General features: G+C 65.8%; 14 protein-coding genes. 13 read left to right on the top strand and 1 reads right to left on the bottom strand.

Translation table 11 applies throughout. The annotated features are described in order from the left end of the window. The first annotated feature begins 42 nt into the window (after positions 1-42). The 3 genes from BTN82_RS15765 (at position 43) to feaR (ending at position 3,215) form a co-directional block, all read left to right on the top strand. Positions 43-1,569: an APC family permease gene (locus BTN82_RS15765; protein ID WP_075120060.1), complete on the top strand. Its 1,527-nt coding sequence runs from the start codon at positions 43-45 to the stop codon at positions 1,567-1,569. After that, positions 1,535-2,128 carry a DUF3156 family protein gene (locus tag BTN82_RS15760; protein ID WP_075120059.1) on the top strand — a complete coding sequence of 198 codons (594 nt, stop codon included), beginning with the start codon at positions 1,535-1,537 and terminating at the stop codon, positions 2,126-2,128. The genes BTN82_RS15765 and BTN82_RS15760 overlap by 35 nt, the downstream gene beginning before the upstream one ends. A 148-nt stretch (positions 2,129-2,276) precedes the next feature. Continuing rightward, complete coding sequence (gene feaR / locus BTN82_RS15755) at positions 2,277-3,215, top strand: transcriptional regulator FeaR (protein ID WP_075120058.1); 939 nt, start codon at positions 2,277-2,279, stop codon at positions 3,213-3,215. 104 nt (positions 3,216-3,319) lie between these two features. On the opposite strand, the gene BTN82_RS15750 is transcribed toward feaR, so the two are convergent. Then, on the bottom strand, positions 3,320-4,123 hold the full coding sequence (locus BTN82_RS15750; protein ID WP_148169565.1) for a helix-turn-helix transcriptional regulator: 804 nt from the start codon (positions 4,121-4,123) through the stop codon (positions 3,320-3,322). A gap of 227 nt (positions 4,124-4,350) precedes the next feature. Between BTN82_RS15750 and BTN82_RS15745 the strand changes: the two genes are divergently transcribed. The 10 genes from BTN82_RS15745 (at position 4,351) to BTN82_RS15700 (ending at position 21,832) form a co-directional block, all read left to right on the top strand. Next, a complete protein-coding gene (locus tag BTN82_RS15745) occupies positions 4,351-5,715 on the top strand; it encodes an APC family permease (protein ID WP_075120056.1) in 1,365 nt (454 codons plus the stop codon). A gap of 9 nt (positions 5,716-5,724) precedes the next feature. Continuing rightward, on the top strand, positions 5,725-6,828 hold the full coding sequence (locus BTN82_RS15740; RefSeq protein ID WP_075120055.1) for a P1 family peptidase: 1,104 nt from the start codon (positions 5,725-5,727) through the stop codon (positions 6,826-6,828). 297 nt (positions 6,829-7,125) lie between these two features. Then, positions 7,126-8,574, top strand: coding sequence for a serralysin family metalloprotease (locus BTN82_RS15735; RefSeq protein WP_075120054.1), 1,449 nt, complete (start codon positions 7,126-7,128; stop codon positions 8,572-8,574). Positions 8,575-8,687: 113 nt separating this feature from the next. Then, positions 8,688-9,071 (top strand): AprI/Inh family metalloprotease inhibitor, encoded by a 384-nt coding sequence (locus BTN82_RS15730; protein WP_075120053.1) that lies wholly within the window; start codon positions 8,688-8,690, stop codon positions 9,069-9,071. 239 nt (positions 9,072-9,310) lie between these two features. Beyond that, on the top strand, positions 9,311-11,107 hold the full coding sequence (locus BTN82_RS15725; RefSeq protein ID WP_075120052.1) for a type I secretion system permease/ATPase: 1,797 nt from the start codon (positions 9,311-9,313) through the stop codon (positions 11,105-11,107). 14 nt (positions 11,108-11,121) lie between these two features. Continuing rightward, positions 11,122-12,438 carry an HlyD family type I secretion periplasmic adaptor subunit gene (locus BTN82_RS15720; protein WP_410002815.1) on the top strand — a complete coding sequence of 439 codons (1,317 nt, stop codon included), beginning with the start codon at positions 11,122-11,124 and terminating at the stop codon, positions 12,436-12,438. Positions 12,439-12,440: 2 nt separating this feature from the next. Then, positions 12,441-13,799 carry a TolC family outer membrane protein gene (locus BTN82_RS15715; RefSeq protein WP_075120050.1) on the top strand — a complete coding sequence of 453 codons (1,359 nt, stop codon included), beginning with the start codon at positions 12,441-12,443 and terminating at the stop codon, positions 13,797-13,799. 74 nt (positions 13,800-13,873) lie between these two features. Then, complete coding sequence (locus tag BTN82_RS15710; RefSeq protein WP_075120049.1) at positions 13,874-16,852, top strand: autotransporter serine protease; 2,979 nt, start codon at positions 13,874-13,876, stop codon at positions 16,850-16,852. A gap of 153 nt (positions 16,853-17,005) precedes the next feature. After that, positions 17,006-20,089: an autotransporter serine protease gene (locus BTN82_RS15705; protein WP_075120048.1), complete on the top strand. Its 3,084-nt coding sequence runs from the start codon at positions 17,006-17,008 to the stop codon at positions 20,087-20,089. A gap of 42 nt (positions 20,090-20,131) precedes the next feature. After that, on the top strand, positions 20,132-21,832 hold the full coding sequence (locus BTN82_RS15700; protein ID WP_075120047.1) for a polyurethanase: 1,701 nt from the start codon (positions 20,132-20,134) through the stop codon (positions 21,830-21,832). Positions 21,833-21,894 lie beyond the last annotated feature (62 nt).

Here is a 21,894-nt window from a genome sequence, read left to right as displayed (position 1 = left end):
CTAAAACAACAACATCAGCCATGCTTTCGAGGTCCAGACATCATGTCTTTCAACGACAGACTCACCCGACACCTGAATCAGGGTGTGGTCGGGTTCCCCACGGCCCTGGCCAGCGCCGTCGGCCTGATCATGGCCAGCCCGGTGATCCTCACGGCCACCACGGGGTTCGGTATCGGCGGCGGCGCCTTCGCCATGGCCATGGTGATCGCCATGGTCATGATGCTCGCGCAATCGACGACCTTCGCCGAGGCAGCCTGCATGATCCCCACCAACGGCTCGGTATACGACTACCTGGCCTGCGGCCTGGGGCGCTTCTTCGCCATCACCGGGACCATTTCCGCCTACCTGATCGTGCACGTGTTCGCCGGCACGGCGGAAACCATCCTCAGCGGCGTCATGGCCCTGGTGAACTTCGAGTCCCTCAACACCTTGCTGGAGCAGAGCGGCAGCGCCTGGCTGGTGGGCGTCGGCCTGGTGATCTTCTTCGGCCTGCTGAATGCCGTCGGCATCACCGCCTTCAGCCGCGCCGAGGTGATCCTGACCTTCGGCATGTGGACCACCCTGATCGTCTTCGGCGTGGTCGGGGTGCTCAAGGCGCCGGCGGTGGAGCTGAACGGCTGGTTCGGCGACTCGATGGTCGGTACCGACCTGCCGACCATCCTGTCGCTGGTGGGCATGGCCATGTTCATGTTCGTCGGTTGCGAGTTCGTCACGCCGCTGGCGCCAGACGTGCGCAAGGCGGCGAAAACCCTTCCCCGGGCCATGGCCCTGGGGTTGGTGGGGGTGGCCACCTGCATGTTCATCTACGGCGCGGCGATGAAGCGCCAGGTGGCGAACGTCGCGTTGAGCGAAGACGGCAGCGTGCACCTGCTGGACACGCCGATGGCCATCCCGCAGTTCGCCGAGCAGGTCATGGGGCCCTACGGGCGGATCTGGCTGGGCGTCGGCCTGCTGTTCGCCGGCGCGGCGACCATCAACACGCTGATGGCCGGCTTGCCGCGCATCCTCTACGGCATGGCGCTGGACGGCGCGTTGCCCAAGGCGTTCACCTACCTGCACCCGCGCTTCAAGACGCCGCTGCTGTGCATCGCCGTGGCAGTGCTGATTCCGTGCCTGCACGCTTGGTGGCTGGGCGGCAGCACCGACAACATCATGCACCTGGTGCTGGCCGCGGTCTGTGCCTGGAGCACCGCCTACCTGCTTGTGACCCTGTCGGTGGTGGTGCTGCGCATCCGTCGTCCGGACCTGCCGCGGGCCTACAAGTCGCCGTGGTTCCCGCTGCCGCAGATCGTCTCGTCCATCGGCATCCTCCTGGGCATGTGGTACATCACGCCGCCAGGCATGAACCCGCGGGATATCTACGTGCCCTTTGGCAGCATGCTCGGGCTGACCGCGATCTATGCGCTGGTCTGGACCCTGTTCGTGCAGAAGGTCAACCCGTTCCGCCCGGTGCCGGTGGAGGAGGTGCTGGAGAAAGCCTTCAACCTGGAGTCCCCCTCTGACACTCAAGCGCAGGACCTTGGAGCGAAGCCCGATGAGCAGTACAAGCTGGCGGCAAAACCTCTCTGACTTCTGGCGGCGTCCGCCCTCGGGTTACCGCCCGGGGGCGACCCTGAACCAGCTGTGCCGCGATCTGCCGGGGCTCGACTGGGTGCCGCTGGCGCCCGGGGCGGCACGTTTCGCCTGGGCCGAGGGCGGGTTGGTCTTCGAGGTCCAGGAACTGCCCCAGGCGCAGTTCCTGATGCACCTGGTGGTCTGCGAGTTTCGCTTGCAGATTCCGGCCCGGCCGGGGCCGGCGGCGCGGATCGATCTGCGGCATACCGGGGCGATTCGTCGCCAGGGCTTCACCGCCTGTCTGAAACAGGGTACGCCGGAGGAGTGGGCCGAGCTGCTGCAACGGCTGGGCAGCGACCCGCAATTGCTGGAGGCGCTGCTGCCGCTGGACTTCAAGCGCCTGCAACTGCGGCGCGGCGAACAGGGCTGGACGGTCTGCCTGGAGCATTTTGGCGCCAGCGAGGTGGTCAACCGGCTGCCCGGTTTCCGCCGTTACATCCGCCTCAGCGCCGAGCAGCGGGGCGCTTTGCTCGCGACCTTCAAGCGCTTGCGGCAACTGCTGGACGACCACTGAGCTATTCCCATCCGGGCTGGCACAGCCCGTGCTTAAGCCATAACAGGCTATCCATTGCGCCGAGGCTCCTTGCCCGGCAAATAGATAACATGTTAATGATATCGCCATAACAACAAAGGCGGTCTCAAACGGCTACTGGAGGTGCACAGTGCTTGCTTCGCATAGTTTCAGTTCCTGGGTCGGTGCATTGCAGGGTGTCTGCGGTCGGTTCGACGCGCGCCCGGCGCTGAATCCGGCGTTGTTTATCGGGGAGGTCGGCCTGCGGGACTACGCGGGCCTCGAGGTGGCGCAGATACGCACCAATGCCGGCCTGATTTCCCGCAAGAGCACCAGCGTCGATCATGAGGACGATCGCCACTGTTTCCTGATCCTGCAGCGCAGCGGCCATGCCCAGCTCAACCAGGGCGGCGAGAGCATCGAACTGGCGCCGGGGGAAATGGCCCTGCTGGATTCGGCCGGGGCCTGCGAAATCGTGCCCCATGGGCTGATCGAGCATGCCTCCCTGCATTTGTCCCGGGACGAGGTCTGTCGCCACCTGCCGGCGCAGCAACGCACGTTCGGCAAGCTTTCGCAGGGCTGCGCCAGCGGCCGGCTGATGCGCGTGCTGGTGGAACAGATCTGCGGCGGCGAGCTGCAGGATTGCGCCGCCGGCCAGGAAGGCCAGGCCCTGCAAGAGGCGCTGATCGCGCTGCTCGGGCCGACGCTGCGCCAGCCGCCGAGCCCGACCCTGGACGGCTACGACAGCCAGCATGGCGTTTGCCTGCGCAGCCAGGCCCGGCAGCTGATTCATCAGTCCCTGAATGAGCCCGGCCTGACCCCGGTGTCGCTGGCCGGGCAGATGAATATCTCGGTGCGCCAGCTGTATCGGCTGTTCGAGGAGCAGGGCGACAGCGTCTGCCGTTTCATCCAGCGCTCGCGCCTCGAACGCAGCGCGAACGACCTGGGCAACCCACGCCTGCGCCACCAGTCGATCACCGACATTGCCTTCAAGTGGGGGTTCACCGATTCGGCGCACTTCAGCCGCACCTTCAAGAAGCATTTCGAACAATCGCCCAGGGACTACCGGGCCCATGCGCTGAACGCATAACCCCCTGTAGGAGCGAGCTTGCTCGCGATGGCGTCGGGTCAGGCGCACCGCATCGCGCCTATCGCCAGCAAGCTGGCTCCTACAGGATTGGCGCCGGGCCAGGCTCAGGGGTTTTCCAGGTCATGCCCCAGGGATTGGATAAACAGCGAAAACAGTTCCGGCTGCGAGGAGATGTCGAGCTTGGCGTAGAGATGGCGCCGGTGCACCTTGACGGTGTCCGGGGAGATCTTCAGGCGTTCGGCCATGGCCTTGGACGAGAAGCCGCGCAGGATCAACCGGGCGATTTCCACCTCCCGATCCGACAGCACGCCGCAGCCGAAATGGCTCAGGGCGTCGCGGATCTGGCTGGCCATTTCGTCGGCGGCGGGCACTGGCGGGCGCTGGTTGCTCTGCTGCCAATGCTGCTGCATCAGTGGCAGGACCCAGGCCGAGAACGTGGTGAGCTGGCCGATCTCTTCGGCGCTGAACGGCCGCTGCATGCCCAGGGACAGCGACAGCGCGCCGGCCTCCGGCACCTGCAGGATGAATTGCAGTTCATCCTCCAGCACGTTGTCGTGGAAGTAGCTGGAAAAGTACTCGCTCTGCCGGAAATGGTCCGGCGCCACTTCCTCCAGGCGGTAGACACCGCTGGGATAACCCTCGCGGCAGGCCTGGAAAAACGGGTCCAGCAGGTACAGGCCGTTGAGGTAGGTGAGCATCGACGCCGGCTTGTCCGAGGGCTCGGCATCGTACTCCTCCAGCGCCCTGGGCAGGCCGTTGTGCGGATAGAAGATCGCCAGCGCGTTATCGAACGGCAGGGCCTGGTGCAGCAACAGCACCAATTGTTTCCAGAAACGCTCGCCGCCGATCTGCGAGAGGGTGCGCCCGAGTCCGGCATGCATGCCGATTTCCCTGAACAGAGTGATCAAACCGCTGGCTCCGCGTCGATGTCGCTGTGATCTGGCGCGTATTGCGCCAGTTGGACTGACGGTTTCGGCGATTTGCCCGGCCGCGTCAAGGGGGAGTACTCCAATAGGGGAATTGGCCCAGGGCCCGGGGCTGCCTAAAGTGGCCTTCATTCAATGCGCCCCAGAGCGCACCCGCCTGACGTTCTGCGTTTCTGCCTCAAATCAAAAATAACCACGAGGATAACGACATGAGCTCTCCCTGTGCGCCGCAAGGCGCCCTGAAACCCACGCTGAGCGTATTCGATGTAGTGGCCATTACCGTGTCGGGCGTGACCCCCGCCAGCTCGGTCTTTGTCATCGCCCCATTCGCCATCCACCAGGCGGGCAGCGGGGTGTTCCTGGCCTTTGTCATGGCCGGCCTCTTGGCATTGATGTTCGCCTTCTGCTACGCCGAGCTGGGCCGCGCCCACAACAGCGCCGGCGGCGAGTACGTGTACGCCAAGCGGGTGTTCGGCGGCATGGCCGGCTACGCGACCTTCCTCACGGTGCTGGTGATGCTGCTGTTCATCCCGCCGGTGCTGGCCACCGGCGCGGCGACTTACCTGAACAATGCCCTGGGCACGCGCTTCGATTCGCAGACCGTGGCCCTGGTCATCGTGGTCTGCAGCTACGCGCTGGGCATCCTCAATATCAAGCTCAACGCCTGGATCACCGGCACCTGCCTGCTGCTGGAGATCGCCGCCTTGCTGGTGATCGTCTGCCTGGGCTTCGGCAATGCCTCGCAGCCGGCGAGCATCCTGCTGCAACCGCAGATCGTCGAGAACGGCGTGCTGCACCTGGCGCCCTGGGCCCTGGTGATCGGCGCGGTGGGCATCGGCCTGTTTTCCTATAACGGCTACGGCCCGGCGGTCCTGCTGGCCGAAGACATGAAGTGCCGGGGCGAGGGCGTGCACAAGGCGGTGCTCTGGTCGCTGGTGCTGGTGGTGATCATCGAACTGGTGCCGCTGACCGCGCTGCTGATCGGCGCGCCGTCCCTCAGCGCCATGCTCGCCAGCCCCGACCCCATCGGCTACCTGCTGACCAGCCACGGCAACGAGCCCCTGTCGCGGGTGGTCAGCGCCGGGATCTTCCTCTCGGTGTTCAACGCCATCGTCGCGATCGTGATCCAGATCGGCCGGGTGGTGTTCTCCAGCGGCCGCGATGCGCTGTGGACGCCGGGCATCAACCGGCTGTTCACGCGGATTCACCCGCGCTGGGATTCGCCCTGGCTGGCCACGCTGTTCCTGGCTATCCCCTCGGCGGTGCTCAGTTTCAGCTCGAACCTGGCCGACCTGACGTCGTTCAGCGTGCTGTTGATCATGCTGGTGTACCTGATCGTCGCCCTCAGCGCCTTGATGAGCCGGGTGCTGCTGCGCGACCGCGCGCACCCGTACCGCATGCCGCTGTGGCCGGTGCCGGCGCTGCTGGCGGTGATCGGCTCCGGCTATCTGTTGTTCAATCTGTTCCTCGAGGCTTCGCTCAGGGACATCATGGTGATTGTCGGCCTGCTGGCGCTGTCGGTGATCCTGTATGGCACCAACGGCCGGTTCAGCCCGGCGTTTCAGAAACTCTAAGGAGAAATCATGCGCGCACGTCAATTGGGGATCAGCCTGGGCCTGGGCACACCCGGCCCGTTCAATGCCATCACCGACGTTCCCGGGGTGCGGGTTGGCCACAGCACCCTCAAGACCACGGTGGACGGCAAGCAAGTGCGGACCGGGGTGACCCTGGTGCAGCCGCGCGAAGGGCATGCCCGGCTGCAACCCTGTTTCGCCGGCTGCCATGTGCTCAACGGCAACGGCGACGCCACGGGGCTGGAGTGGGTCCGCGAGGCGGGCCTGTTGACCACGCCGCTGGCCATCACCAATACCCACAGCGTCGGCGTGGTGCGCGACGCGCTGATCGCCGAGGAACATGCGAGCCTGGCGGACCCCGCGGAATACTGGTGCATGCCGGTGGTGATGGAGACCTACGATGGCCTGCTCAACGATATCTGGGGCCAGCATGTCGGCCCGCAGCAGGTCCGCGAAGCGCTGGCCAATGCCGAGTCCGGGCCGGTGCAGGAAGGCGCGGTCGGCGGCGGCACCGGGATGATCTGCCACGAGTTCAAGGGCGGCATCGGCACGGCCTCGCGCCGGGTGCCGGGGGAGCAGGGCGGCTACACCGTGGGCGCGCTGGTCCAGGCCAACCACGGCAAGCGCGCGGAGTTGCGGGTCGACGGTTATCCGGTGGGGCGCCAATTGAGCGGGATCCCGTCGCCGTTCGCCGAGCGCGGCACGCCGGGCATGGGGTCGATCGTGGTGATCCTGGCCACCGACGCGCCCTTGCTGCCGCACCAGTGCCAGCGCCTGGCGCAGCGCGCGTCCATCGGCATTGCCCGCACTGGCGGCGGCACCGAGGATTCCAGCGGCGATATCTTCCTGGCCTTCGCCACGGGCAATCGCGACGTACCGCCTTCGGCCTACGGTCGCCCGGGCGTACCTTTCAGTACGCCGCTGGCGATGCTCAACAACGATTACATTTCGGCGCTGTTCAGCGCGGCCGCCGAAGCGGTGGAGGAGGCCATCGTCAACGCGCTGCTGGCAGGCGAACCGATGACCGCGGACAGCGGCGCGAGCGTTCCGGCACTGAGCGGCGAAACCCTGTTGGACGCCATGAAACTAACTGGGTGGAACAATGCGCGATGAACTAAAAACTGCGACGCAGTCGGCAAAATAATCTTTACCTTTATTTAATATTTAAATTTTAGATTGTCGGACAATTGTTCACGGATATGGGGGGTAAAAGAATATTTAGACTTGTCGGTCATTGTTTTCGGGAGTTTGCTGGAACAGTGGAATCAGGCGTCGAAAAAGTAGTGGACGCCTGATTTCGAATTGTGTCAGGTTGCTTACGCCCAAAACGGGGCGAGTGATAGGACGATCTCGCCAGGGATTGTCGCTATCGGACAAAAACTGTTCCATTGATTACAAGGAAGTGTGTTTATGTCGAAAGTAAAAGAGAACGCTATTGTCGCCGCCGAACAGCAGCTGGTGCCTTTGGCTGCGGCAAGTTCTGCGTATAACCAGATCAATAGCTTCAGCCATCAGTATGACCGCGGCGGCAACCTGACGGTCAATGGCAAACCCTCCTACTCGGTCGATCAGGCAGCCACCCAGCTGCTGCGCGACGGTGCCGCTTATCAAGACCTCAACGGCAACGGCAAGATCGAACTGACCTATACCTTCCTCACCTCGGCATCCTCGAGCACCATGTACAAACATGGCATCTCCGGGTTCAGCCAGTTCAGCGCCCAGCAGAAAGCCCAGGCCGCGCTGGCCATGCAATCCTGGGCCGACGTGGCCAATGTCACCTTCACCGAAAAGGCTTCCGGCGGTGACGGCCACCTGACCTTCGGCAACTACAGCAGCGGCCAGGACGGCGCGGCGGCGTTCGCCTACCTGCCGGGCACCGGTGCCGGCTACGACGGTACTTCCTGGTACCTGATCAACAGCGGTTACACCGCGAACAAGAACCCCGACCTGAACAACTACGGCCGGCAGACGCTGACCCACGAGATCGGGCACTCCCTGGGCCTGGCCCACCCTGGCGACTACAACGCCGGGAACGGCAACCCGACCTATAACGACGCGACCTATGGACAGGACACGCGCGGTTACAGCGTCATGAGCTACTGGAGCGAAAGCAATACCAACCAGAACTTCAGCAAGGCCGGCGTCGAAGCCTATTCGTCCGGCCCGCTGATGGACGATATCGCGGCGATCCAGAAACTCTACGGGGCCAACACCAGCATCCGTACCGGCGACACCACCTACGGCTTCAACTCCAACACAGGTCGCGATTTCCTCAGCGCCACCTCGTCGGCGGACAAGCTGGTGTTCTCGGTCTGGGATGCCGGCGGCAAGGACACCCTGGACTTCTCCGGTTTTACCCAAAACCAGAAGATCAACCTCAATGAGGCCTCGTTCTCCGACGTTGGCGGCCTGGTGGGCAACGTGTCCATCGCCAAGGGCGCCACCATCGAGAACGCCATCGGCGGTTCGGGCAACGACCTGCTGATCGGCAACAACGTGGCCAACGAGCTCAAGGGCGGTGCCGGCAACGACATCCTCTACGGCGCCGGCGGGGCGGACAAACTCTGGGGCGGCGCGGGTGCCGACACCTTCGTCTTTGCTGCCAGCTCCGACTCCACCCCGGGTGCGGCCGACCAGATCCTCGACTTCGTCAGCGGCCTGGACAAGATCGACCTGACCGGCATCACCAAGGGCGCGGGGCTGCACTTCGTGAACGCGTTCACCGGCAACGCCGGCGACGCGATCCTCAGCACCTCGGCAGGCAACAGCACCCTGTCGGTGGACTTCTCCGGGCACGGCGTAGCGGACTTCCTGGTCAGCACCGTTGGCCAGGCGCTCTCTACCGACATCGTGGCTTGAACAAGCCTGTAAGCTAGGCATGCGTAAAAGGCAGGAGGGCGGCGCCAGGCGGCGCCCTCCGACCTTGCATGGACTGGCGAATGGCCTGAGACTGCGGCCCGGAGCGACCCCCTATGATTCGAACTGCCTTGATCGCTAAGGCCGGCGCGTACCTGATCGCGACGTTGATGATGTTTTATGGAGAAACAAGCATGGCAAGCAGCCTGAGATTGGCGGACCCCGCGGAACTGGCCGGGCACTGGCAACTGTCGCAGCCGGCGCAACCGGCCAGCCAGTGCGTCCTGGACCTGGAGCAGAACGGCACCCTGGGCGCTGGCGCCGAATGCCTTTCGGGCTGGCTGGGGGATGCGGCCGTCGGTTGGTTCCCTGAACCGGACGGTATTGCCGTGACGGGCAAAGAGGGCTCGAAGATCATCTTTCTAAGTCGTCAGAAAGAAGGTTTATATCAAGGCACTTTGAAATCGGGTACGACGATTATATTGCAGCGCAAACCCTGATTAATCGCCGCTGTATGCATCTTTGAATGTATCTGTATGGATAAACGTATAAGGCAAGTGCCATATACGTTATGCCTTTACGTTTCTTTACAATAACTAAATAACTAGAACTCCTTATCGTCTGGCGGTAGAGTTCTTTCGCCTGCACGCCTCAATAATCCAATAATGTCCCGACTCAATTACGGGCGGTTTATTTGTCCTGCGCCCCTGGCACGGGATATTCAGCTCAGGAAAGACCAATGAAGATGGCGAAGACCACTGCACCGCTGTTCAAGGCATTGGGCGATTACAAAGGCATTCTGATCAGCGTCGGGTGTTTCACCGCCCTGATCAACGTGCTGATGCTGGTCCCCTCGATCTACATGCTCCAGGTCTACGACCGGGTCCTTTCCTCACAGAACGAAACCACCCTGGCGATGCTGTCGCTGATGGTGGTCGGGTTCTTTGCCTTCATCGGCCTGCTGGAGGTGGTGCGCAGCTTCATCGTCATCCGCATCGGCAGCCAGTTGGAGCGCCGTTTCAACCTGCGGGTCTACCAGGCGGCGTTCGAGCGCAACCTGCTGCGCGGCGAAGGGCATGCCGGGCAATCCCTGGGCGACCTGACCCACATCCGCCAGTTCGTCACCGGGCCTGCGCTGTTCGCCTTCTTCGACGCGCCGTGGTTTCCCATCTACCTGTTCGTGATCTTTCTGTTCAATACCTGGCTAGGGGTGTTCGCCACGGTGGGCGCGGTGTTGCTGATCGCCCTGGCGTTCCTCAACGAAGCCATGACCAAGAAGCCCCTGGGCGAAGCCAGCGGCTACTCGCAGAAGTCCACGCAACTGGCCACCAGCCACCTGCACAATGCCGAAACCATCCAGGCCATGGGCATGCTCGGCGCGCTGCGCAAGCGCTGGTTCGAGGTGCACTCGCGGTTTCTCGGCCTGCAGAACCAGGCCAGCGACACCGGCGCGGTCATCAGCTCGTTGAGCAAGACCCTGCGCCTGTGCCTGCAATCGCTGGTGCTGGGCCTGGGGGCGTTGCTGGTGATCAAGGGCGACATGACCGCCGGCATGATGATCGCCGGGTCGATCCTGATGGGCCGGGTGCTGAGCCCGATCGACCAATTGATCGCGGTCTGGAAGCAGTGGAGCTCGGCCAAGCTGGCCTACCAACGCCTGGATTCGCTGTTGCAGGCCTTCCCGCCGAGCGACACGGCGATGTCGCTGCCGGCGCCCAAGGGCCAGGTGGGCTTCGAGCAGGTCAGCGCCGGGCCGCCGGGCAAGCGCCTGGCGACCTTGCAACAGGTCAGCTTCAACCTGGGCGCGGGGGAGGTGCTGGGCGTGCTGGGCGCTTCCGGCTCCGGCAAGTCGACCCTGGCTCGGGTGCTGGTGGGCGTGTGGCCGACCCTGGCCGGCACGGTACGCCTGGACGGCGCCGATATCCATCGCTGGAACCGCAACGAACTGGGCCCTTACATCGGTTACCTGCCCCAGGACATCGAGCTGTTTTCCGGGAGCATTGCTGAAAACATTGCGCGATTTCAGGACGCCGACCCGCAAAAAGTCGTGCAGGCCGCGCAACAGGCCGGGGTGCACGAACTGATCCTGCGCCTGCCCCAGGGCTACGACACCCAGCTGGGCGACGACGGCAGCGGCTTGTCCGGCGGCCAGAAACAACGGGTGGCCCTGGCGCGGGCGCTGTACGGCCAGCCCAGCCTGGTGGTGCTCGACGAACCCAATTCCAACCTCGATACCGTGGGCGAAAGCGCCCTGGCCTCGGCCATCGCGCAGATGAAGGCCCAGGGCACCAGCGTGGTGCTGGTGACCCATCGTTCGTCCGCGCTGGCCCAGGCCGACAAGCTGCTGGTGTTGAACGAAGGGCGCCTGCAAGCCTTCGGGCCGAGCCAGGAAGTGCTCAAGGCACTGTCGGGCCAGGCTCAAGCCCAAGCCCAGCCCCAGGCGCAAGCCCAGGAACAGCAGCCGCGGGACAAGGCCCCAGCCGGCTTGAGCATGAGCCGCCAGTACCAGGCCCCGACACGGAATCCAGGCGCATGAGCAAGGACAGCGAAATGATGATCGAACAAGGTTATGCGCCGGAGCGTCCCGAGCGCGACGCGCGGTTTTTCGCGCGCATGGGCTGGGTGCTGGCGCTGGCCGGCGCCGGCAGTTTCTTTGCCTGGGCGGCCCTGGCGCCGCTGGACCAGGGCATTCCCGTGCAGGGCACGGTGGTGGTCTCGGGCAAGCGCAAGGCCGTGCAGTCGATGAGCGGCGGGGTGGTCAGCCGGATCCTGGTGCGCGAAGGCGAGGCGGTGAAGCAGGGGCAACCGTTGTTCCGCCTCGACCAGACCCAGGTCGAGGCCGATGTGCAATCGTTGCAGGCCCAGTACCGCATGGCCTGGGCCAGCCTCGCGCGCTGGCAGAGCGAGCGCGACAACCTCAAGCAGGTGACGTTTCCCGCGGCCTTGAGCGCCGATCCCGATCCGCGCCTGGCCCTGGTGCTGGAAGGCCAGCGGCAGCTGTTCAGCAGCCGCCGCGAAGCCTTCGCCCGCGAGCAGGCCGGGATCCGCGCCAGCATCGACGGCGCCACGGCGCAACTGGCCGGGATGCGCCGCGCGCGCACCGACCTGAACAACCAGGCCGAGTCGCTGCGCCAGCAACTGGCCAATCTGCAACCCCTGGCGGACAACGGCTACATTCCGCGCAACCGGCTGATGGAATACCAGCGCCAGCTGTCCCAGGTGCAGCAGGAGCAGGCGCAGAACACCGGTGAAAGCGGGCGGGTGGAGCAGGGCATCCTCGAGTCGAAGCTCAAGTTGCAGCAGCACGGCGAGGAGTACCAGAAGGAAGTGCGCAGCCAGTTGGCCGAGGCCCAGCTGAAAAGCCTGACCCTGGAACAACAGCTGACCTCGGCCGGTTTCGACCTGCAGCACAGCGAGATCCTCGCACCCGCCGACGGCATCGCGGTCAACCTCGGGGTGCATACCGAGGGCGCCGTGGTTCGTCCGGGGGAGAACCTGCTGGAGATCGTGCCCCAGGGCACCCGCCTGGAAGTCGAGGGCCACCTGCCGGTGAACCTGATCGACAAGGTCGGCAGCCACCTGCCGGTGGACATCCTTTTCACCGCCTTCAACCAGAGCCGCACGCCGCGGGTGGCCGGCGAAGTCAGCCTGATTTCCGCCGACCAGATGGTCGATGAAAAGACCGGCGTGCCGTACTACGTGCTGCGCAGCAGCGTCAGCGACCAGGCCATGGAAAAGCTCAACGGCCTGGTGATCAAGCCCGGCATGCCGGCGGAAATGTTCGTCCGCACCGGCGAGCGCTCGCTGCTCAACTATCTGTTCAAACCCCTGCTCGACCGGGCGGGTTCCGCATTGACCGAAGAATAAGGATGTTCCGTCGCATGAGTCAGTTTTCCATCTTCGGAGCCACGCTCGCCTTGCTGGCGTGCGCCAGCGCCCAGGCGGCCATGGGACCGTTCCAGGTCTACGAACAGGCATTGCGCAACGACCCGGTGTTTCTCGGCGCGATCAAGGAGCGCGACGCCGGCCTCGAGAACCGCATCATCGGCCGCGCCGGCCTGCTGCCCAAGCTCGGCTACAGCTACAACAAGGGCCATAACAAATCCAAGGTCACCTACCTTGATACCCGCACCGGCACCCAGCGCGAAAACCGCGACTACGACAGCTACGGTTCGACCTTCACCCTGCAACAGCCGCTGATCGACTACGAGGCCTATGCCTCCTACCGCAAGGGCGTGGCCCAGGCGCTGTTCGCCGACGAGAACTTTCGCGGCAAGAGCCAGGAACTGCTGGTGCGGGTGCTGAGCTACTACACCCAGGCGCTGTTCGCCCAGGACCAGATCGACATCGCCCAGGCCAAGAAGAAAGCCTTCGAGCAGCAGTTCCAGCAGAACGAGCACATGTTCCGCCAGGGCGAGGGCACCCGCACCGACATTCTCGAAGCCGAGTCGCGCTACGAGCTGGCCACCGCCGAAGAGATCGAGGCCCGCGACGAGCAGGACGCGGCATTGCGCGAGCTGGGCGCCTTGATCGGCGAACGCAGCGTGGACATCCGCGACCTCGAGCCCCTGAGCCAGCACTTCGAGCTGTTCACCCTGGCGCCGGCCAACTACGACGCCTGGCATGAACTGGCGATCAGCAACAACCCGAACCTGGCCTCGCAGCGCCAGGCCGTGGAAGTGGCGCGTTACGAAGTCGAGCGCAACCGCGCCGGCCACCTGCCGCGGCTCAGTGCCTATGCCACCTCGCGCAAGGTCGAGTCGGAAAGCGGCAACACCTACAACCAGCGCTACGACACCAACACCATCGGCATCGAAGTCAGCGTGCCGCTGTACGCCGGCGGCGGGGTTTCGGCGGCCACCCGCCAGGCCAGCCGGACCATGGAACAAGCCGAATACGAGCTGGACTCGCAGACCCGCACCACCCTGATCGAGCTGCGGCGCCAGTTCAGCGCCTGCCTGTCCGGGGTCAGCAAGCTGCGCGCCTATCAAAAGGCGCTGACCTCGGCCGAGGCGCTGGTGATCTCCACCAAGCAAAGCATCCTCGGCGGCGAACGGGTCAACCTCGACGCGCTGAACGCCGAGCAGCAGCTGTACACCACCCGCCGCGACCTGGCACAGGCCCGCTACGACTACCTGATGGCCTGGACCAAGTTGCACTACTACGCAGGCACCCTGCGCGAAGACGACCTGGCGAGAGTCGACGAAGCCTTCAGGCCCGGCTCATGAACTGAACGACCAAGGCGGCCGCGGACGGCCCGTCCTGACATTTTCGACAAAAACAAAAAACGAGAAGTCATCACATGGATAGATGCTTTTATCAGCCCAAGGCGCTGAGTCGCCGTTCGTTGCTCGCGCGCGCCATTGTGTTGGCCGGGGCGTTGCCCGGCGCGGCGCAGGCGCAGTACCAGGAAAGCGGCCAGCCGGGCGTGCCGGCCAGCTGGCGGTCGGCCGAATACAACCAGGACTGGGGCCTGGAACGCATGGGCGCGAGTGCCGCCTACGCCGCCGGGATCACCGGCAGCGGGGTGAAGATCGGTGCCCTGGACTCCGGTTTCGACGCCAGCCACCCCGAGGCCTCGCCCGGGCGCTTCCACCCGGTCACGGCCAGCGGTAGCTATGTCGACGGCACGCTGTTCAGCGTCTCCGGGGTGCTCAACGGCAATAACGACAGCCACGGCACCCACGTCACCGGCACCATGGGTGCGGCCCGCGACGGCGTCGGCATGCACGGCGTGGCGTTCAATGCCCAGGTCTACGTCGGCAACACCAACAACAACGACAGCTTCCTGTTCGGCCCGACCCCGGACCCGCGTTACTTCAAGGCGGTGTACGGCGCCCTGGCCGATGCCGGGGTGCGCGCCATCAACAACAGTTGGGGCAGCCAGCCGCCCGGCGTCAGCTACCAGACCCTGGGCGACCTGCACGCCGCCTATGCCCAGCATTACGGGCAGGGCACCTGGCTGGACGCGGCCGCCGATATCTCGCGCCAGGGCGTGATCAATGTGTTCAGCGCCGGCAACAGCGGCTACGCCAACGCCAGCGTGCGCGCCGCGTTGCCGTACTTCCAGCCGGACCTGGAAGGCCACTGGCTGGCGGTGTCCGGCCTGGATGCCAACAACCAGCAGCGCTACAACCAGTGCGGCGCTGCCAAGTACTGGTGCGTGGCCGCGCCGGGGCGGCTGATTTCCAGCACCGTGCCCGGCGGCGGCTACGCCACCAAGTCCGGCACCTCGATGGCCGCGCCCCATGCCACCGGCGCCCTGGCCCTGGTGATGGAGCGTTACCCCTACATGAGCAACCAGCAGGCCCTGGAGGTGCTGCTGACCACGGCGACCCAGCTGGACGGCTCGATCACCGACGCGCCGACTGGCCTGGTCGGCTGGGGCGTGCCCAACCTGCAGCGGGCGCTGAACGGTCCGGGGCAGTTATTGGGAACCTTCGACGCCAACCTCGGCAGCGGGCAGCGCGACGTCTGGAGCAATGACATTTCCGACAAGGCGCTGCTGCAACGCCAGGGCGAGGACGCCGCCGAGCACACGGCCTGGCAACAGACGCTGAAGGACCGCGGCTGGGAAAACGGCCTGGGCGCCGGCGCCAGCCAGCAGGACCAGACCGACTACGCGGTCGGCATGGCCCGCGATGCGGCCGCGGCGCAGCGGGTCTATCAAGGTAGCCTGGTCAAGTCCGGCGCCGGCCAGCTGGTGCTCAGCGGCAACAACAGCTATCGCGGGGCGACCACGGTCAACGGCGGCCTGCTGACGGTCAACGGTTCGCTGGCGTCCGGCGTCACGGTCAATGCCGGCGGCACTCTCGGCGGTTCCGGGCAGGTCGGCGCGCTGCTGGCCAACCGCGGCGCTACCGTGGCCCCGGGCAACTCCATCGGCACCTTGCAGGTGGCGGGGGATGTGACCTTGCAGCCGGGCTCGACCTACGCGGTGGAGCTGTCGCCCACCAGCAGCGACCGCATCGTCGCCGGCGGCAAGGCCACGCTCAACGGCGCCGGGGTCACCCTGGCCCTGGAGAACAGCCCGCAGTTGCTCAGCCTCGAGCAGACCCAAAGCCTGATCGGCCGCCAGTACTCGATCCTCCAGGCAGGCAACGGCATCGACGGGCGCTTCGGTTCGGTGCAGCCCAATTACCTGTTCCTCGGCGGCAGCCTCGACTATTCGGCCAACGCCGTGCAGTTGAGCATCGGCCGCAACGCCACCTCGTTCGCCAGCGTCGGCCTGACCCCGAACCAGCGCGCCGTGGCGGCCGCCGCCGAGCAACTGGGGGCGGGCAACCCAGTGTATGAAAGCCTGTTGCGCGCGCCCGACGCCGCGGTGGCACAGCAGGGCTTCCAGCAGTTGTCCGGCGAGGTCTACCCGGCACTGGACTCGATGCTGCTCAACGACAGCCGGCAACTGCGCGACGCAGTCGGCGAGCGGACGCAGGCGGCCGTGGAGGGCGACGGCAATGCCTGGCTCAAGGTCCTGGGCGCCTGGGGCAAGAACGACGGCGCGCACGACACCGAGGCCTACAACACCTCCATCGGCGGCTTGCTGCTGGGCGTCGACGGCGCCCTCGACGACAGCACGCGCCTGGGCGCCTTCACCGGCTACAGCGACAGTTCCCTGAGCATGGGCGGCGGCACCCATTCCAAGGCCTCGGTGGACAGTTATCACCTGGGCACCTACCTGGGCCACCAGATGGGCGCCTGGCGCCTGAGCGCGGGCGCGGCGCAGAGCTGGCATCGCGCCGACGTCAAGCGCGACCTGCAATACGCCGAGGTCGTCGGCAAGCAGAAAGCCAAGGTCGATGCGCGCACCAGCCAGGTCTTCGGCGAGGCGGCCTATCGCCTGGAGCTGCCGGCGCTGGCCCTGGAGCCTTTCGCCAACCTGGCCTACGTGCACCTGCACCGCGACCGTTTCAGCGAGAAGGGCGATGCCGCCGCGCTCGAGGGCGGCAGCGACAACCGCGAAGCGCTGCTCAGCACCCTGGGCCTGCGGGCCGCGAAGCGCCTGGAGCTGTCCGCGGCGACCGATCTGGAGCTGTCCGGCTCCCTGGGCTGGCAGCACAACCTCAGCGCGACCCGCGCCGAAGAACACCTGGCCTTTGCCGCCGGCGGCACGCCGTTCAGCGTCGAAAGCACGTCGCTGGCGCGCAACACCGCGCTGGTTGGCGCCCGGGCCAGCCTGGCCCTGAGCCGCGACCTGCGCCTGAGCCTGGATTACGCCGGCCAGCTGGCCAGCCGCGAGAAGAACCACGGGGCAGGGCTGAGCCTCAACTGGCAGTTCTGAGCCTGATACCGCCGCGGCGACGCAAGGTCGCGTCGCCCGGCCTGCACCTATCGGCACGGCGCGGTTCGCCACAAGCGGGCCGGCCGATCGATACCACTACGCGCACCGCATCGAGGCGCGCGGCTTTCAGCACGACAACTAAGGACGGTACGGATGAAATACAGCTTTACGGGGGCTGCTCCGGCAGCCCATAGCCTGGTGCGCGTGTCTTGCGGCGCCTTGATCTGTGGCCTGGCCGTGGCGGGCAGCGCCCAGGCCGCGCCGTATGTGGAAAACGGCCAGCCGGGCGACCCCGGCAGCTGGCGCAGCGCCGAGTTCAACGCCGAGTGGGGCCTGGGGGCGATCCATGCCGAACAGGCCTATGCCGCCGGTTACAGCGGCAAGGGCGTGAAACTGGGGATCTTCGATCAGCCGGTGTACGCCCCGCACCCGGAATTCAGCGGCAGCGACAAGGTGATCACCCTGGTCACCAGCGGCATCCGCGAGTACACCGACCCCTACATCCCGGTGAAGGCCGGCGATGCCTTTCGTTACGACGGCTCGCCCTCGGTGGGCTCCGACGGCAAGCTCGGCTCCCACGGCACCCACGTCGGCGGTATCGCCGCCGGCAGCCGCGACGGCGGGCCGATGCACGGCGTGGCCTACGGCGCGCAGATCATCAGCGCCGACAACGGCGACCCGGGCCCGGAAGACGGGATCATTCTCGGCAACGACGGCGCGGTCTACCGGGCCGGCTGGGACGCCCTGGTCAACAGCGGCGCGCGGATCATCAATAACAGTTGGGGCATCGGCATCACCGACCGCTTCGACCAGGGCGGCCGCGATCCGGCCTTCCCGCATTTCACGGTGCAGGACGCGCAGTTGCAGTTCGACCAGATCCGGCCGCTGCTGGGCACCCGCCAGGGCGGCGCCTACAGCGGAGCGATCGATGCCGCCCGCAGCGGCGTGCTGACCATCTTCGCCGCCGGCAACGACTACAACCTGAACAACCCGGACGCCATCGCCGGCCTGGCCTATTTCGTCCCGGAAATCGCCCCGGACTGGATGACCGTGGCGGCCTTGCAGAAGAACCCCGATACCGCCAGCCCCAACCCCTACACCCTCAGCACCTTCTCCTCGCGCTGCGGCTACACCGCGAGCTTCTGCGTCTCGGCGCCGGGCACGCGGATCTACAGCGCGGTGATCGGCGGTACCAACGCCCAGGACATGACCGTCGGCTGGGGCAACAAGAGCGGTACGTCGATGGCCGCGCCCCATGTCGCCGGCGCGGCGGCGGTGCTGATGGAACGCTTCCCCTACATGAGCGGTTCGCAGATCGCCACGGTGCTGCGCACCACGGCCACCGACATGGGCGACCCGGGCATCGACGCGCTGTACGGCTGGGGCATGATCAACTTGCAAAAGGGCATCGACGGCCCGGGCATGTTCATCACCGAGGCGGACATTCCCCAGGCGTTCCGGATCGAGGGCGCCTACGGTTCCGGGCAGTTCGTCGCCGACCTGCCGGGCATCGGCGCGGTGGTCGACGCCGGCAAGCCGACCCAGCGCTTGTGCAACGACGTGCATTGCGGCCTGGACGTCTGGCGCAACGACATTTCCGGGCACGGCGGCCTGACCAAGCAAGGCATCGGCACCCTGGTGCTCGCCGGCAACAACAGCTACAGCGGCCCGACCCTGGTCAACCAGGGTCGCCTGGCCATCAACGGTTCGCTGGCCTCCAGCGTGACGGTCAACGACAGCGGCATCCTCGGCGGCAACGGGCGCATCGCCGCGCTGACCGCCAACCGCGGCGGCACCGTGGCACCGGGCAACTCCATCGGCACGCTGCAAGTGGCGGGCGACGTGACCCTGCAACCGGGTTCGACCTACGCGGTGGAGCTGTCGCCGACCAGTAGCGACCAGATCGTCGCCGGCGGCAAGGCCAGCATCGACGGGGCCAACGTGACCCTGGCCCTGGAGAACAGCCCGACCCTGCTCAGCGCCCGCGAAGCGCAGAGCCTGCTGGGCCGGCAGTACAACATCCTGCAGGCGGCGGGCGGCATCGACGGGCGCTTCGCCTCGATCGCGCCGAACTACCTGTTCCTGGGCGGCAACCTCGACTACAGCGCCAGCGGCGTGCAGTTGCAGGTGGCGCGTAACGCGACGTCTTTCAGCGACGTCGGCCTGACGCCGAACCAGCGTTCCGTGGCGGTGGCCGCCGAGCGCCTGGGGGCGGGCAACCCGGTGTACGAAAGCCTGCTGCTGTCGGCGGACGCGGCCACGGCCCAGCAAGCCTTGCAGCAACTGAGCGGGGAGATCCATCCGGCCATCGGCACGCTGCTGATCAACGACAGCCGCCAACTGCGCGATGCGGTGGGCGACCGCCTGCGTCAGGACGGCCTGCTCGATTCGTCGGCGCCGGCCAGCGCTGACAACACGGTGTGGTTCAAGGTGCTGGGTGCCTGGGGCAAGGCCGACGGCGGCCATGACAACGCCAACTACACCACCTCGATCGGCGGCCTGCTCGCCGGGGTCGACGGCTTGATCGCCGAGGACACGCGCCTGGGCCTGTTCACCGGTTACAGCGACAGCTCCCTGAGCATGGGCGACGGCACCCATTCCCAGGCGTCGGTGGACAGCTATCACCTGGGCGCCTACCTGGGCCATCAGTTGGAGGCGCTGCGCCTGAGCGTCGGCGGTTCCTACAGCTGGCACCGCATCGATGTGAAGCGCGACCTGCAATACGGCGAGTTCTCGGACCGGCAGAAGGTCAAGCGCGACGCCCAGAGCCTGCAACTGTTCACCGAGGCAGCGTGGCAAGTGACGCTGCCGGGGGTGGCCCTGGAACCGTTCGCCAACCTGGCCTATGTCCATGTGGGCAGCGACAGCTTCCACGAAAAGGGCGGGGCCACGGCCTTGCGCGGCGGCGATGACAACCGCGACGCAGTGCTCTCGACCCTCGGCCTGCGTGCGAGCAAACGCTTCGCCCTGAGCGAGGCACGGCAGCTGGAACTGGCCGGCACCCTGGGCTGGCAACACAATTTGAGCGATACCGATTCCGAGCAGCACCTGGCTTTTGCGGGCGGCGGTTCGTTCAACATACAGAGCGTTGCGCTGGACCGTAACGCTGCTGTGGTCGGGGCTCGCGCCGGGCTGCTGCTCGGCCGCGATACCCGGGTAAACCTGGACTACACCGGCCTGCTGGGTTCTCGGGACAAAAGTCACGGGGTCGGCCTGACCCTGGACTGGCAGTTCTGAGACCGGTACTGGCCATGAGAACCACGACAGAGAGGTACCCCCATGGGTGTATTTGATTACCGCAACTTCAAGGGCGAAACGGGCAAGGCGTTGTACGCCGACGCCCTGGCATTGACCCTATATGCCTACGCGCCGACCGGCGAGGCGCTGGCCTCGGGCTGGAAGTCGATTTCCGCCGGGCAACTGGGCTACCAGGGCACGGTCGGGCCACAAGGCACCTTCTTCGGCGAGAAGGACGGCTTCACCACTGCCGAAGTTGAAGTGCTGGGGCGTTATGACGAGGCCGGCAAGCTGCTATCGGTCGGCATCGCCTTTCGCGGCACCGGCGGCCTGGGCTTCAGCGACACCCTGGGCGACATCAAGAACAACCTGCTGGCCGCGGTCGGGCCGGCGGGCTACGCGTCGGACTACAGCAAGAATGCCTTCGACAAGCTGTTCACCAGCGTCGCCCAGTTCGCCAAGGCCCAGGGCCTGAGCGGCCAGGACGTGCTGGTCAGCGGCCACAGCCTGGGCGGCCTGGGGGTCAACAGCCTGGCGGAACTGAGCGGCGCCAACTGGGGCGGGTTCTACGCCGACGCGCAGTATGTGGCGTTCGCCTCGCCGACCCAGAGCGCGGCGGGCAACGTGCTGAACATCGGCTACGAAAACGATCCGGTATTCCGGGTGCTCGACGGCACCACGTTCAATGCCTCGTCCCTGGGGGCCCACGACAAGCCCCAGGCGTCGGCGACCAATAACATCGTCAACTTCAACGAGCATTACGCCTCGACCCTGGAGAACCTGCTGCCGCAGAGCATCCTCAACCCGCTGTCGTGGAAGGCCCACGGCTCCGAGGGCTACGCCGCCGGCCTGAACCGGGTGGTGGATTCGGCGTTCTACGACCTGACGAGCAAGGACTCGACCCTGATCGTTTCCACGCTGTCCGAGTCCAGCCGCGGCTCGACCTGGGTCGAGGACCTCAACCGCAACGCCGAACCGCACAAGGGCAGCACGTTCATTTTCGGCACCGACGGCAACGATTTGCTCAAGGGCGGCAGCGGCAACGACTTCATCGAAGGCCGCGACGGCAACGATACGTTCCGCGACAGCGGCGGCTACAACATCCTGCTCGGCGGCAAGGGGCATAACGTCTTCGACCTGCAGCAGCCGCTGAGCACGTTCAGCGTGGTCAACGACGGCGACGGCTCCCTGTACGTGCGCGATGCCTACGGCGGCATCAGCATGACCCGCGACATCGGCGCGATCATCACCAAGGAGCCGGGTTTCCTCTGGGGCCTGTTCAAGAACGACGTGACCCACAGCGTGACCGACCAGGGCTTGCTGGCCGGCGACCAGCTGACCCACTACAACCATTCGCTCAACGGTGACGCCTACGGCAATGCGCTGGTGGCCAGCGTCAACGGCGACTGGTTGTTCGGGCACGGCGGCAACGACGTGCTGCGCAGCGACAAGAGCGACGTGACCTTCGTCGGCGGCGCCGGCGACGACGTCATGTACTCCAGCGGCGGCGGGACCAATACCTTCCTGTTCAGCGGTGCCTTCGGCTTCGACACCATCCATGGCTACCAGGGCAGCGACAAGCTGGTGTTCATGGGCGTGGCGGGCGCGGGGCAGGGCTACGACTACAGCCAGCACCTGACGCAGAGCGGCCAGGACACCCTGCTCAGCGTCGGCGACTACGCGGTCAAGCTGGTCGGCGTCGGCGCGGACAGCCTTTCCGGCGCGGGGATCGTCTTTGCATAAATAAGGAGCGACAACAGGCATTGCACTAAGGACGGGGCGCCAGGGGAAGGCGCTTCGTTCGC

Origin of the sequence: Pseudomonas chlororaphis, from assembly GCF_001921865.1 — a bacterium.
Lineage (GTDB): Bacteria > Pseudomonadota > Gammaproteobacteria > Pseudomonadales > Pseudomonadaceae > Aquipseudomonas > Aquipseudomonas chlororaphis_D.
Note: the sequence above shows the minus strand (reverse complement) of the source record. Positions and strands in the feature narration are given on the sequence as shown.

What these genes read in the sequence shown, in the direction of transcription:
- BTN82_RS15765 (WP_075120060.1), top strand. Translation starts at nt 43, where the DNA reads ATGTCTTTCAACGACAGACTCACCCGACACCTGAATCAGGGTGTGGTC.
- BTN82_RS15760 (WP_075120059.1), top strand. Translation starts at nt 1,535, where the DNA reads ATGAGCAGTACAAGCTGGCGGCAAAACCTCTCTGACTTCTGGCGGCGT.
- BTN82_RS15745 (WP_075120056.1), top strand. Translation starts at nt 4,351, where the DNA reads ATGAGCTCTCCCTGTGCGCCGCAAGGCGCCCTGAAACCCACGCTGAGC.
- BTN82_RS15740 (WP_075120055.1), top strand. Translation starts at nt 5,725, where the DNA reads ATGCGCGCACGTCAATTGGGGATCAGCCTGGGCCTGGGCACACCCGGC.
- BTN82_RS15735 (WP_075120054.1), top strand. Translation starts at nt 7,126, where the DNA reads ATGTCGAAAGTAAAAGAGAACGCTATTGTCGCCGCCGAACAGCAGCTG.
- BTN82_RS15730 (WP_075120053.1), top strand. Translation starts at nt 8,688, where the DNA reads ATGATTCGAACTGCCTTGATCGCTAAGGCCGGCGCGTACCTGATCGCG.
- BTN82_RS15725 (WP_075120052.1), top strand. Translation starts at nt 9,311, where the DNA reads ATGAAGATGGCGAAGACCACTGCACCGCTGTTCAAGGCATTGGGCGAT.
- BTN82_RS15720 (WP_410002815.1), top strand. Translation starts at nt 11,122, where the DNA reads ATGATGATCGAACAAGGTTATGCGCCGGAGCGTCCCGAGCGCGACGCG.
- BTN82_RS15715 (WP_075120050.1), top strand. Translation starts at nt 12,441, where the DNA reads ATGTTCCGTCGCATGAGTCAGTTTTCCATCTTCGGAGCCACGCTCGCC.
- BTN82_RS15710 (WP_075120049.1), top strand. Translation starts at nt 13,874, where the DNA reads ATGGATAGATGCTTTTATCAGCCCAAGGCGCTGAGTCGCCGTTCGTTG.
- BTN82_RS15705 (WP_075120048.1), top strand. Translation starts at nt 17,006, where the DNA reads ATGAAATACAGCTTTACGGGGGCTGCTCCGGCAGCCCATAGCCTGGTG.
- BTN82_RS15700 (WP_075120047.1), top strand. Translation starts at nt 20,132, where the DNA reads ATGGGTGTATTTGATTACCGCAACTTCAAGGGCGAAACGGGCAAGGCG.